Source organism: Microbacterium pumilum, from assembly GCF_039530225.1.
GTDB lineage: Bacteria > Actinomycetota > Actinomycetes > Actinomycetales > Microbacteriaceae > Microbacterium > Microbacterium pumilum.
Window position 1 is genome coordinate 986025 of the sequence record NZ_BAAAOH010000001.1, and the last position, 13064, is coordinate 999088.

General features: G+C 67.4%; 11 protein-coding genes. 9 read left to right on the forward strand and 2 right to left on the reverse strand.

What is annotated here, in order from left to right:
- Positions 1–25: 25 nt before the first annotated feature.
- A complete protein-coding gene (locus ABD188_RS04535; RefSeq protein WP_344058948.1) occupies positions 26–1255 on the reverse strand; it encodes an ROK family protein in 1230 nt (409 codons plus the stop codon).
- A 123-nt stretch (positions 1256–1378) separates the two neighbouring features.
- Here ABD188_RS04535 and ABD188_RS04540 point away from each other — a divergent pair, with 123 nt between their 5' ends.
- The 4 genes from ABD188_RS04540 (at position 1379) to ABD188_RS04555 (ending at position 6188) form a co-directional block, all read left to right on the forward strand.
- On the forward strand, positions 1379–2650 hold the full coding sequence (locus ABD188_RS04540) for an ABC transporter substrate-binding protein (RefSeq protein ID WP_425561327.1): 1272 nt from the start codon (positions 1379–1381) through the stop codon (positions 2648–2650).
- Between the two features lie 22 nt (positions 2651–2672).
- On the forward strand, positions 2673–3608 hold the full coding sequence (locus tag ABD188_RS04545) for a carbohydrate ABC transporter permease (protein WP_344058952.1): 936 nt from the start codon (positions 2673–2675) through the stop codon (positions 3606–3608).
- 92 nt (positions 3609–3700) lie between these two features.
- Complete coding sequence (locus ABD188_RS04550; protein WP_344066871.1) at positions 3701–4522, forward strand: carbohydrate ABC transporter permease; 822 nt, start codon at positions 3701–3703, stop codon at positions 4520–4522.
- Positions 4506–6188, forward strand: coding sequence for a glycoside hydrolase family 13 protein (locus ABD188_RS04555; RefSeq protein WP_344058954.1), 1683 nt, complete (start codon positions 4506–4508; stop codon positions 6186–6188). Before ABD188_RS04550 ends, ABD188_RS04555 begins: the two co-directional genes overlap by 17 nt.
- A gap of 116 nt (positions 6189–6304) precedes the next feature.
- On the opposite strand, the gene ABD188_RS04560 is transcribed toward ABD188_RS04555, so the two are convergent.
- Positions 6305–6469 (reverse strand): hypothetical protein, encoded by a 165-nt coding sequence (locus tag ABD188_RS04560; RefSeq protein ID WP_344058956.1) that lies wholly within the window; start codon positions 6467–6469, stop codon positions 6305–6307.
- Between the two features lie 290 nt (positions 6470–6759).
- Here ABD188_RS04560 and ABD188_RS04565 point away from each other — a divergent pair, with 290 nt between their 5' ends.
- The 5 genes from ABD188_RS04565 (at position 6760) to ABD188_RS04585 (ending at position 12985) form a co-directional block, all read left to right on the forward strand.
- Entirely contained in the window at positions 6760–7026 is a 267-nt protein-coding gene (locus ABD188_RS04565) for a DUF7218 family protein (RefSeq protein WP_344058958.1), read from the forward strand.
- 16 nt (positions 7027–7042) lie between these two features.
- Positions 7043–8005, forward strand: coding sequence for a DNA topoisomerase IB (locus ABD188_RS04570; RefSeq protein WP_344058960.1), 963 nt, complete (start codon positions 7043–7045; stop codon positions 8003–8005).
- A gap of 204 nt (positions 8006–8209) precedes the next feature.
- Complete coding sequence (locus tag ABD188_RS04575) at positions 8210–8650, forward strand: fluoride efflux transporter FluC (RefSeq protein WP_344058962.1); 441 nt, start codon at positions 8210–8212, stop codon at positions 8648–8650.
- On the forward strand, positions 8647–9036 hold the full coding sequence (locus ABD188_RS04580; protein WP_344058964.1) for a fluoride efflux transporter FluC: 390 nt from the start codon (positions 8647–8649) through the stop codon (positions 9034–9036). Before ABD188_RS04575 ends, ABD188_RS04580 begins: the two co-directional genes overlap by 4 nt.
- A 142-nt stretch (positions 9037–9178) precedes the next feature.
- Positions 9179–12985: an efflux RND transporter permease subunit gene (locus ABD188_RS04585; protein ID WP_425561328.1), complete on the forward strand. Its 3807-nt coding sequence runs from the start codon at positions 9179–9181 to the stop codon at positions 12983–12985.
- Positions 12986–13064: the final 79 nt, after the last annotated feature.

A 13064-nucleotide genomic window follows, 5' to 3' on the forward strand; every position in this document is an offset into this window, starting at 1 on the left:
CATCCGCGTTCGTGCCTGCCGGCTCTCAACGGTGGGCGTTCGCTGCGGCGCGGGTGAGAGCCGGGATGTCGGCGCGTACCGCATCCCGGGCGCGGGCGACCGCGCCGATCGCGACGACATCCGCGCCGAGGTGGGACGCCACGAGCCGGGGGACGGGCAGATCGAGGTGCGTGGGGCTCACCGCGCGAGTCGCGTCGAGGACGATGTCGGCACCCTCGGAGATGGCGCCCGACACGATCACGAGCGAGACGTCGAAGAGACTGCCGAAGATGCCGACGATCGTCGCGAGGGCAAGGGCGACGCGATCGACGATGCGGCGGGCATCGGCATCGCCCTCCCGGGCGAGGGCCAGCACGGTCGGAGCATCCAGCAGCTCGAGAGGCACGCTGAGCAGCCCCGAATTCGCGGCGACGTCGCCCGACTCGATGGCCTCGCGCGCCCACTCGGCCGCCCGATACCCGAGGCCCCACGCTCCGCCGACGGTCGGGATGTCGTCGAGGAAGACCATTTCGCCGGCACCGCCGTGGGCGCCCCGCAGCAGTCGTCCGTCGATCACGACACCGGCGCCCAGGCGCGCGCCCGCGAGGAGCGACACGTAGTCGGTGCATCCGACCGCCGCACCCCACGCGCCCTCCGCGACGGCGGCGAGCGACGCATCGTTCTCGACGTGGACGATCGGCGCCCACTGCGAGATCAGCTCGGCGAGGTCGGGGTTCATCCGCTTCCAGAACTCATCCGGGTGCGCAGGAGACGCCCCCTCGGCATCGACCGGCGCCGGAACGCCGATGCAGACGGCGGCGACGTCCGATCGTCCGAGTCCCGCCTGCTCGAGCGCGTCGTCGATGGCGGCGGCAAGAGCCTCACGGCGTTCAGCCCACGAATCGTGGGTGACGTCGAGCTCGACGTGGGTGCGGACGATGTCCTCGCCGCGGAGGTCCGCGACGATCGCGGTGATGTGCGCACGGCCGGCGTCGACACCCACGATGGCTGCGGCATCCGCACGCAGTTCGAATCGCCGCGCGGGCCTGCCCTTGCGGTAGTGGCCGGCCTCTCGGGCGTTGGCCAGCTCACGCAGGATGCCGTCCTCGACCAGCTCGTCGATCACGGCGATGGTCGTGGATCGGGTGAGCCCGACGGCTGCCATCGCCTCTGAGGCGGTGAACGCCGTCGCATCCCAAGCGAACCGCGCGATCGCGGCGAGATTGGTCTGCCGTACGGACGCGGCCGCGGACGAACCGAGTGCGAGATCGGACAAGGGTCTTGACCTTCCTTCGGACCTACTGCATTATTACGTGCAGAAAGTTGATTCGCGATGTAAATCTAATCGATGAAGAAACAATTCTCCTCCGACGACGGAGGACGAACGGGAAGGACGAAGGTGTCTGGAACCTCAAGACGAAACACTCGCGCACTGGCGGCGGGACTTGCGCTCGTCCTCGCAGGTGGGGCGCTCGCGGGCTGCTCCGGCTCCGGCGGCGGGGACACGCTCCGATTCGTCTTCAGCAAGCGCGAAGCGATCCCCTATATGACGGAACTTGTTCAGGAGTACAACAGCTCGCAGGACGAGGTGAACGTGGTCATGGACACCTCGGGCGTCGACTCGTTCTCTGCGGCCTTCGTCCGGGGGGATCCGCCTGACATCGCGCTGGCCAACTACAACCAGGAGACCGCACGCTTCATCCAGCGGTGCGCGATGTCGGATCTTTCCGACACTGCGGCGGCGCAGAGTGTCCGGGAGGACCTGACGCCGTTCATGGATCAGTTCGGCGTGTGCCCTGGCCGCACGAGCGCGATTCCGTACTCGATCATGGGCGCTGCGGTGATCTACAACAAGGAGATCTTCGAGCAGAACGATCTCGACGTGCCCGAGACGTGGGATGAGCTCATCGACGTATGCGAGACGCTCCAGGCAGCGGGCGTCACGCCGTTCTACGCGACCTTCGCCGACAACTGGACGATCGGGCAGGGCTGGTACGACTACACCGTGGGCGGCATGATCGACACGGTCGCATTCTTCGACGCGCTGGCCGAGGAAGGCGCGAACGTCGGGCCGAACTCTGCGGTCTCGTTCCAGAAGGATCAGGCCGAACCCGTCGACAAGATGCTCGAACTGGCGCAGTACGTCAACCCCGACGCCGCGAGCCGCTTCTACGGCGACGGCAACACGGCGATGGCGAACGGCGAAGCCGCGATGTACCTGCAGGGGCCGTGGGCGTTCGGCGAGATCGCGAAGGCGGCACCCGACCTCGACCTCGGGATGTTCCCGCTGCCGGTCACCGACGACCCCGGCGACCTGAAGGCGCGCATCAACATGGACCTCGCCGCCTGGATCCCGGAGGGCTCGCGGCACCAGGAAGCGGCACGCGCGTTCCTCGAATATCTCTATCAGCCGGAGATCATCCAGGGGTACAACGAGTCCCAGTTGGGCTTCACTCCGACCAGGGATGCCCCACCTGTGTCGGATGATCGCATCGTCGGTCTGCAGGAGTACATCGACGCGGGCGACGTCTACCAGGGTTCGACGACGCTCGTGCCCCGGGCGATCCCGATCATGAACTACACGCAGGCCATCATCCTCGGCAGCGATCCGCAGCGGATCCTCAGCAACATCGACGCCGACTACGCGCGGCTCGCATTCCGTCAGCAGTGATCCGGGAACGAAGGAGTCTCTCATGACAACCACGACGACCCCGCCCACCACGACGACTCTCGTCACGCAGGGCAAGCGACAACGAGGGCAGGCGCGCTCTCGTCGCCGTATCGAGCCCATCTACTACTGGTTCCTGGTTCCCACCGTGATCCTGTTCACGCTGGCGATCGCGGTGCCCGCGGTGATCGGCATCTTCTTCAGCTTCACCAACTCCATCGGCCTCGGCGACTGGAAGTTCATCGGGCTCACGAACTACATCGCCCTGTTCAGCGACCCGCTGGTCGTCCAGAGCTACCTGTTCACGTTCGGGTTCTCGGCCGTCACGGTCGTCGCGGTGAACATCATCGCCCTGCTCCTCGCGGTGGCGCTCACGTCGCGGATTCGGCTGAAGACGCCGTTGCGCACGATCTTCGTGATCCCGATGGTGATCTCGGCCATCATCATCTCGTTCGTCTTCAAGTTCCTGTTCTCGAATTCTCTGCCGGCGTTCGGCACCATCTCCGGCATCACGTGGCTCCAGGAGAGCATCCTGGCAAACCCGGACTGGGCATGGCTCGCGATCGTCATCGTCACGGCGTGGCAGGCGATCCCCGGTGCCCTGCTCATCTACATCGCCGGCATCCTGTCGATCCCCGGCGAGGTGTACGAAGCGGCGGACATCGACGGGGCGAGCAAGGTCCAGCAGCTCACGCGCATCACGATCCCGCTGATGTTCGGCTACATCGTGATCAACGTGATCCTCGGCTTCAAGGGCTTCCTGAACGCGTACGACGTCATCAAGGGCCTCACCGGCGGCGGTCCGGGAACCTCGACGTACAGCATCGCGATGACGGTCATCTCGGGTCTCACCACCGGCGACTATGCGTACCAGATGGCGAACGCGACGGTCTTCTTCGTCATCACCATCCTCATCGCCCTGCTCCAACTCTCGATCACGCGCGGAAGGAGCGCCCTCTGATGTCTGTGCAGCCAGGTCTCGTCTTCGAATCGATCGAGGCCGAAGAGGTCCTCGAAGGCACCGCTCCCAAACCGTCCAAGGGCCGTTTCGCCATGGAGCGGGTCAATTGGACCGGCACCATCATCCTCATCCTCTGTGCGGTCACGGTCCTGCTGCCGCTGTACGTCACGATCACGATGGCGTTCAAGACGACCGCCCAGTCCGTCGACGGCAACGCGTTCTCGCTGCCCGCCCCGTTCAGCGTCGAAGGCTTCGTCGCGGCGTGGGACCTCATCAACTTCCCGGTCGGGGCGGCCATGTCGGTGTTGGTCACCGCGGGCACCGTCGGCGCGACGATCTTCCTCTCGGCGTTCGCGTCGTTCGCGATCGTCCGCAACTGGGACCACAAGCTCTTCCGCTACTCGTTCTTCTACCTGCTCGCGGCGATGTTCATCCCGTTCCCGGTCGTCGCCCTGCCGCAGGTGCAGCTCACCGGACTGGTCGGGCTCGCCAACCCCTTCGGCGTGATCATCCTCGCGACCATGTTCCAGCTCAGCTTCAGCGTGCTGCTGTTCACGGCGTTCCTGCGCTCGATCCCGTTCGAGCTCGAGGAGAGTGCGCGCATCGACGGCGCGTCCACGTGGCAGACCTTCTGGCACATGATCTTCCCGCTGCTCGCGCCGATGAGCGCGACGATCGGCATCTTCGCGTTCCTGTACGCGTGGAACGACTTCATGATGCCCTCGCTGATCATCGCCGACCCGGCGATGCAGACCCTTCCCGTGCTGAACGCGCTTTTCCAGAACCAGTTCACCAACAACTACAACGTGGCTTTCGCGTCATATCTGATGGCGATGGCGCCCGCGGTCATCGTGTACCTGTTCACTCAGCGCTGGGTGATGGAGGGAGTGACGCAGGGTGCTGTCAAGGGATGACCAGAGCTCGACTCGATCCACCGAGGGGCCCGACTGGTGGCGGCAGGCCGTCGTCTACCAGATCTATCCGCGCAGCTTCGCGGACGGCGACGGCGACGGCATCGGCGACCTCCCCGGGATCACCTCCAGGGTGGACTACCTCGCTGCGCTGGGCATCGATGCCGTCTGGCTGAGCCCCTTCTACCCGTCGGCGCTCGCCGACGGCGGCTACGACGTCGACGACTATCGCAACGTCGATCCACGACTGGGCACGCTCGCCGACTTCGATGAGCTGGTGTCGGCCCTGCATGAGGCGGGCATCCGCGTCGTCGTCGACATCGTGCCCAACCACACGTCGAACCGGCACGAGTGGTTCGAGGAGGCGTTGGCCGCCTCTGCCGGATCCCCCGCCCGTGACCGCTACATCTTCCGCGACGGGAGCGGTTCGGATGGAGCAGAACCGCCGACCGACTGGGAGTCGGCATTCGGGGGCTCGGCATGGGAGCGAACGCCCGACGGCCAGTGGTACCTGCACTTCTTCGCGGTCGAGCAGCCCGATCTCAATTGGCTGAGCGAGGACGTGCGCGAGGACTTCGTCCGCACCCTTCGTTTCTGGGCCGATCGCGGAGTCGACGGATTCCGCATCGACGTCGCCCACATGCTCACGAAGGACATGACCGAGCCGTTGCCGAGCCAGGCCGAGCTGAACGCCCGGCCGAAGGACGGCTCGCACCCGGTCATCGATCGCGACGACGTACAGGACATCTACGCGCAGTGGCGCGCGGTCTTCAACGAGTACGACCCCCCCCGGACGGCGGTCGCCGAGGCATGGGTGGAACGCTCTCGACGCCCTCGGTACGCGAGCGCACAGGGTCTTGGACAGGCGTTCAACTTCGATCTGCTCGAGGCCGACTTCGACGCCGGCCAGTTCCGTCACATCGTCTCGGACAATCTCGAGCTTGCTCGCGAGTCGGGCTCGTCGTCGACGTGGGTGCTCTCGAACCACGACGTCGTGCGGCATGCGACCCGGTACGGCCTCCCGGATCCTGAACGCGGAGCGGACGGTCGGCCGACTCACAAACACGGCAAGGAGTGGCTGCTCTCGCGCGGTAGCTCGCCGGTCCTCGATCGCGAGCTCGGCACACGCCGCGCCCGCGCCGCGACGCTGTTCGTACTGGGGCTTCCCGGTTCGGCGTACCTCTATCAGGGTGAGGAACTCGGTCTACACGAAGTCGCCGAGCTGGATGACGCCGATCGGCAGGATCCGACGTACTTCCGCAGCCCCGGGATCGACATGGGGCGCGACGGATGCCGGGTGCCGCTCCCCTGGCAGACGAGCGGGACGTCGTTCGGCTTCGGCGCGGACGGCGCGCATCTGCCGCAGCCGGAGTGGTTCGGTCCGCTCGCGGTCGAAGAGCAGGTGGACGATCCGGCATCGATGCTGTCGCTGTACCGGCGGGCGCTGACACTGCGCGGCCGTCTGCAGGGGGCGGAGGAACTCGAGTGGATCGATTCGGGTCGTGAGGACGTGTTGTGGTTCCGTCGGCCCGGCGGCTGGGAGGTCGTCACCAACTTCGGCGCGCAGCCGTTCGCGGTCGACGGCTCCGCCGTGCTGACGAGCTCACCCGGCGAGGGGGGCGCTCTCGGAGGGGCGAGCACCATGTGGCTCCGCATGGAAGCCGGGTAGAGCGCCGGACGGGCGGGCGGGGGGCTCGCCCTGGACGGACGGATGCCGCGACCGGAATGGTCGCGGCATCCGTGCTCCCAGGGGGTGGGAGCGCTGGGGTCTGGGGACCCAGGGACCTACGCTCGGCGGTTGCCGCTGATCACTCGGAACAGGAACACGATCAGCGCTACGACACCCACGATGAGTGCGACCCACAGCAGCCAGCTCAACGCAGAGTTGAGACCGCCGAAGATCGCGAGGATGACCGCGATGACGATGATGATGATGAGGGCGAGGTTCATGGGGGGTTCTCCTTCGGGTCGCCGAGTCGTGCGACGTGGCTCGACTCGGATGCCTTGTGGGCACGACGAAGACACTCCCACTGACGGGATGCCGGCGGGAGGGGCTTGACGGGCGCAGAGTTGCGGTGATAGCAGCCGCTCGGCAGGGTGTATCCACGCGTCCGCGGACTGTCAACCCCCAGAGATGAGTGCCCGAGCGCGCATACCCTCTCGGCAAGACCGACGCTTCATCCGCGGTCTGGCCGCCACGTGCGGCACGGGTCTTCGACCTTGAGAGAAGGAGCGATAAAGTGCCTCAGCGACGAGGAGCCGCCCTCCAGGACCGCGAGCTGTATGAGAAGTTGCGCGACGAGGGCGCTTCCAAGGAGAAGGCCGCGCGAATCTCGAACGCCATTGCGACAGAGGGCGCCGCGAAGGTCGGCCGACGGGGAGGCACGTCGGGCGACTACGAGGAATGGACCGTCGACAGGCTCCGCGCGAGGGCGAAGGAACTGGGGATCCGGGGCTATTCCGGCAAGCGCAAGACGGAGCTCATCTCGATGCTCCGCAACCACTGAGTCGGCGGGCACGGCGTTGCCACGACTGGTCCGGGTGCGTCCCGGCGACTCCCCGGGATTTCGACGAACTCGTGCCGGCAACGGCTTCCGCTACGTCGACGCGCACGGCGCGACGGTCGCCGAGGACGATCGCGAGCGCATCCATGACCTCGTCATCCCGCCTGCGTGGGAGGACGTCTGGATCTCCGCCGAGCCGTACGGCCACATACAGGCAGTGGGCGTGGATGAGGCGGGCCGTCGTCAGTACCTGTACCACGAGCAGTGGCGGGCACGGCGTGACCGCGGCAAGTTCGCGCGTGCGCTGGCGCTCGCCGAAGCGCTCCCCCGCGCCCGTGGCCGGGTGACCGCGATCCTCCACCGCGACGGACTCGGTCGCGAGCGGGTGCTCGCGACATCCTTCCGCCTGCTCGACGAAGGGGCGCCGCGGATCGGATCATCCCGATACCTCGAGAGGCACGGCAGCAGGGGGCTCACGACTCTGCAGCGACGGGATGCCGTCGTCACCGACTCGGTCGTCACCCTGTCTTTCCCGGGCAAGAGCGGCAAGCGCGCGCTCATCGAGATCGACGACGACGAACTCGCCGTCGTGATCGCCGAACTGGCGGCGGGCCGACCGCGGTCCTCCCTGCTGTCGTATGAGCGCGGTCGCCGGCGAGTGCCGCTCACGCCCGCCGACGTCAACCAGCACGTCCGGTCGCTGACCGGAGGCGCGTTCACCGCCAAGGACTTCCGGACGCTGCGCGGCACGATCTTCGCGGCCGAGGCCCTGGCCCGCATCGGCACCGTCGACACGCCGAACGATCGCAAACGCGCTGAGCGACTGGCCGTCGCTGCGACCGCGGAGGCACTGGGCAACACGCCTGCGGTCGCGCGGGGGAGCTACATCGACCCGCGGGTGTGGAAGTCGTACGGTCGCGGCGAGCTGCTCGACCTCTCGATCTCGCCGGAGTCCGCGATCCGTCGCCTGATCCTCGGGTAGCCGGGCGGTCCCTGAGCTTGTCGAAGGGCCGCCGGACGCTTCGACAGGCTCAGCGACCGGCTTGCGGCTCAGCGACCGGTTTGCGGCTCGGCGACCGGTTCGCGGGTCAGCGACCGGTTTGCGGCTCAGCGACCGGTTCGCGGGTCAGCGACCGGCTTGCGGCGAAGCGTCGGCTTGCGCCGAGCGGCCGGGTAGCGTGAGCGCGTGAGCAGCGCACCCGTCCGTCGAGCAGGCGCGTCGCACACCGGCGCACTCCTGGGGCTCGTCGTGCTGGGTGGCGCCGTCGGAGTGCTGGCCAGGGCCGCGCTGCTGCTCCCCGTCGACGACCCAGCACTCGTCCCGTGGGTGACGGCCGCCATCAACGCGTTCGGCTCGCTCCTGCTCGGGGTCGTCGTCGGCTGGCTGGATGACCGGCACCCTCGCGCACGCACCTTCTTCGGAACGGGCATGCTGGGCGGATTCACCACCTACAGCGCGTTCGCGGTCCAGAGCGTCGCCACCGGAGCGACCGAACCGTGGTTGGCTGTGGCTCTTATGGTCGCGTCGGTCTCGGCCGGGCTCGTCGGAGGGATCGTCGGCCTGTTCATCGGTCGGCGGATCGCCGATGAGCCCGGCAGGATCGAGTCACCGGAGTCGGCCGAATGAACGTCTGGGTTCTTCTCGCTGCAGCCGCTGCGGGTGGGGTCGGGGCCGGTCTCCGATTCGGGGTCGACGCGCTGGTGATGCGGGGGCGCCGCGAGGCGTTCCCGCTCGGCATCCTGATCGTGAATGTGAGCGGATCTCTCGCTCTAGGAGTGCTGGTAGGCCTCGGCGGTGCGGTCGTTCCGGCGGCCGCGACCGTGGTGGGGACGGGGCTTCTGGGCGGCTACACGACGTTCAGCACCGTGTCGGTCGAGACGGTGCTGCTCGGCGAACGCGGTCGCCGCCGCCACGCAGTGGTAAACGTGGCCGGCACACTCGCGCTGTCAGTGGGCGCCGCGGCTCTCGGCGTCCTCGCCGGCGGTGCCATCGCAGGCCTCGGCGCGGGCTGACGAGCCCTGCCGTTGTCGGCGGATGTCGAGGAAACCACATGGGATACTGAGTCTTCGATACATTCCCGTATCCGCCGCGCTGCGGCATCCACCGGGTCGTCGATCCGGCGTTCACACTGCACCACCCAGCGAAGGCCTTTCCGTGTCGAACCTCGCCGTCTTGAGCCTCAAGAACCGAGCGCTCATCGCCCTCATCACGATCGTCGCTGCGGTGTTCGGTGGTCTGGCGCTCACGAGCCTCAAGCAGGAGCTCATCCCGTCGATCGAGTTCCCGGCGCTCGTCGTCGTCTCGACCTACCCGGGTGCGTCGCCGGAGGTCGTGAACAACGATGTCTCCACCCCGATCGAGAACGCGATCCAGGGAGTGCCGGGGCTGGAATCGTCCACCGCGACGAGCACCACGAACGCGTCGATCGTGCAGGCGTCCTTCACCTACGGCACCGATCTCGCGACCGCCGAACAGAAGATGACGCAGGCGATCAACCGCATCTCGAGCCAGCTTCCGGATGGCGTCGAGCCGAACGTGATCTCGGCGAGCATCGATGACTTCCCCGTGATCCAGGTCGCGGTCACGGGCTATGACGACGCCGAGACCATCCAGGCGCAGCTCGAATCGACGGTGGTTCCCGCTCTCGAGGACGTCGCCGGCGTCAATGCGGCGCAGATCGTCGGAGGTGTCGGGCAGCGGGTGACGATCACGCCCGACAAGGCTGAGCTGGCCGCGGCCGGCTACACGCAGCAGGCGATCAACGACGCCCTCGACCAGAACGGCGTGCTGTTTCCCGGCGGCGACATCACTGAGAACGACGAGACTCTGACCGTTCAGACCGGTTCGAAGATCACGACCGTGGACGAGATCGCCGCGCTGCCGCTCGTCCCGTCGACCCCCGAGCAGTTCGCAGCCGGTGCGGTGACGATCGGCGATGTCGCGACCGTCGAGCAGAACCAGGACCCGATCACCACGATCTCGCGCGTCGACGGCGAGCCGGCGATCACGATCGCGGTGACGAAGCTCCCGTCGGCGAACACCGTGGATGTGTCGAAGGGCGTGCTCGCCGCGCTCCCCGATCTCGAGGACGACCTGAACGGAGCCACGTTCACCGTGGTGTTCGACCAGGCCCCCTACATCCAGCAGTCGATCGAGAGCCTCGCCATCGAGGGTCTGCTCGGCCTCTTCTTCGCCGTGCTCGTCATCCTGGTGTTCCTGCTGTCGGTGCGGGCGACGCTCGTGACTGCCATCTCGATCCCGACGAGCGTCCTGATCACGTTCATCGGCATCCAGGCCTTCGGCTTCTCGCTGAACATCCTGACGCTGGGCGCACTGACGATCGCCATCGGACGTGTGGTCGACGACTCCATCGTCGTCATCGAGAACATAAAGCGGCATTACGTCGGCGATGCCGACAAGAAGGAATCGATCCTGCGCGCGGTGCGCGAGGTCGCAACGGCCGTCACGTCATCGACCATCACGACGGTCGCGGTCTTCCTGCCGATCGCGTTCGTCGGCGACATCACGGGCGAACTCTTCCGTCCGTTCGCCCTGACCATCACGATCGCCATGACCGCCTCCCTGCTGGTGGCGCTCACCATCGTGCCGGTGCTCGCATACTGGTTCCTGCGTCCGGGCAAGCCGTTGCTCGATGCCGAGGGCAACCAGATCGACCCCGAGGCGTGGAATGCCCCACCGAGCCGCCTGCAGAAGGGCTATCTGCCGATCCTGCGCTGGACGCTCCGCCATTCGTGGGTCACGCTCGGGCTCGCCGTGCTCGTGCTGGTCGGCACGATCGCCGCCGCGCCCTTCATGAAGACGAACTTCCTCGGTGACTCGGGTCAGAACACGTTCACAATGACCCAGGACATCGGCCCTGCTCCGAGTCTCGAGGCAGAAGACGCCGCGGCGCAGCAGGTCGAGGACGCGCTCGACGGCATCGACGGCATCCAGACGGTCCAGGTCTCGATCGGATCGAGCGGGTCGGCGCTGCGCGACGCGTTCTCGGGCGGCGGCAGCGGCATCACGTACTCCATCACCACCGATCCGGATGCCGACCAGGTGCAGGTCCGCGAGGACGTGCAGGCCGCGGTCGCCGAACTCGACGGCGTGGGCACGATCACAGTCGCCGGTTCTGGTGGCGGCTTCGGCTCGAGCGACATCGAGATCGACGTCACGGCGCCCGATTCCGGCACGCTGACAGACGCGACGGATGCCGTCGTCACAGCGGTCACGGACGCCGACGGCGTCGGCCAGGTGTCGAGCAACCTCTCGGCATCGCTCCCGTACATCTCGGTGGCGGTCGACCGCGAAGCCGCTGCCGCGATCGGCCTCTCCGAGGTCGCCGTCGGCGCGCTCGTCTCCAACACCATGCAGCCGCAGGGGATCGGGTCGGTCGAGATCGACGACACCACCCTCACGGTCTATCTCGCCGCATCGCAGACGCCGGCGACGATCGATGAGCTGAAGGAGCTCACCGTGCCGTCGGCGACCGGGCCCATTCCGCTCTCGGACGTCGCGGCCGTCGAAGAAAGCGAAGGCCCGACCTCGATCACGACGGAGGGCGGCCAGCGCACCGCCACCGTCACGGTGACCCCATCCACCGACAACCTGCAAGCGGCTACCGCTTCCGTCACGTCGGCCCTCGATGACGCCGACCTGCCCCAGGCGGCCGACGCGACTCTCGGCGGCGTGGTCTCGCAGCAGTCCGACGCGTTCTCGCAACTCGGTCTCGCGCTGCTCGCCGCCATCCTGATCGTGTACATCGTGATGGTCGCGACCTTCAAGTCGCTCCGTCAGCCGCTGCTGCTGCTCGTCTCGGTGCCTTTCGCGGCCACCGGCGCGATTCTGCTGCAGATCGCGACGGGCGTGCCTCTCGGCGTCGCCTCGCTCATCGGCGTGCTCATGCTGATCGGCATCGTCGTCACCAACGCGATCGTCCTCGTCGACCTCGTGAACCAGTACCGGACCAAGGGACTGACCGCGCACGATGCAACGGTCGCCGGTGGGGGACGACGACTGCGCCCGATCCTGATGACGGCGCTCGCCACGATCTTCGCCCTGACCCCGATGGCCCTGGGCATCACCGGACACGGTGGGTTCATCTCGCAGCCGCTCGCAATCGTCGTCATCGGCGGGTTGATCTCGTCGACCGTGCTCACGCTCCTCGTGCTGCCCACGCTCTACAACCTCGTCGAGGGTGCGAAAGAGCGGCGAGCCGCTCGTCGTGCTGAGAAGGCGGATGCCGGCAGCGCGCCGTCTCAGCTCGAGCCAGAGTCGGCGCTCGTCGGCGCCGGCGTCGGCGCGATTGAATCGGGTGCCCTCACGCGCCGTGAGCTTCGCGCGCGAGAGGCCGGATCGGTCGGCACTGCCGCGATCGCGGTTCCGATGCTCGAAGAGGGCCCCGACATCGAGGTGTCCGAGTCTGCGCCCGCGGCGGTCCGTCCGGCTGCCGAGCCGGCCGCGGATTCGGTCGCTGAGCCTGTCGAAGCGTCCGAGCCCGAGCCTGAGCCGGATCTGGTCGACGAGCCGGAGTCGGTCGCTGAGCCGGAGTCGGTCGCTGAGCTTGTCGAAGCGTCCGAGTCCGAGCCGGAGCCGGAGCCGGTCGCTGAGCCGGAGCCGGTCGCTGAACCCGAGTCGGTCGCTGAACCCGAGTCGGTCGCTGAGCCTGTCGAAGCGTCCGAGCCCGAGCCCGAGGCTGAGCCGGATCTGGTCGACGAGCCGGATCTGGTCGACGAGCCGGAGCCGGTCGCTGAGCCCGAGTCGGTCGCTGAGCCTGTCGAAGCGTCCGAGTCCGAGTCCGAGCCCGAGGCTGAGCCGGATCTGGTCGCTGAGCCGGAGCCGGCCGCTGAGCCTGTCGAAGCGCCACAGGATGCGCCCGGGCCCGTCGAGGACGAGCCCACGGATGCCGAAACCGAGCCCGAGCCCACCGATCACGAGGGTTCCGAGCATCCCGAGTAGCCAACCCTGACGTCCGTCCCGTGCTGGCTCACCGAGCCCGCACGGTGCGGACGTCATCCTTGTGCTCGTTCGGCGAGCC

Bases quoted from the DNA above. Each gene is read 5' to 3' on its own strand.
- ABD188_RS04545 (WP_344058952.1), top strand. From the start codon at position 2,673: ATGACAACCACGACGACCCCGCCCACCACGACGACTCTCGTCACGCAG.
- ABD188_RS04550 (WP_344066871.1), top strand. From the start codon at position 3,701: ATGGAGCGGGTCAATTGGACCGGCACCATCATCCTCATCCTCTGTGCG.
- ABD188_RS04560 (WP_344058956.1), bottom strand. From the start codon at position 6,469: ATGAACCTCGCCCTCATCATCATCATCGTCATCGCGGTCATCCTCGCG.
- ABD188_RS04580 (WP_344058964.1), top strand. From the start codon at position 8,647: ATGAACGTCTGGGTTCTTCTCGCTGCAGCCGCTGCGGGTGGGGTCGGG.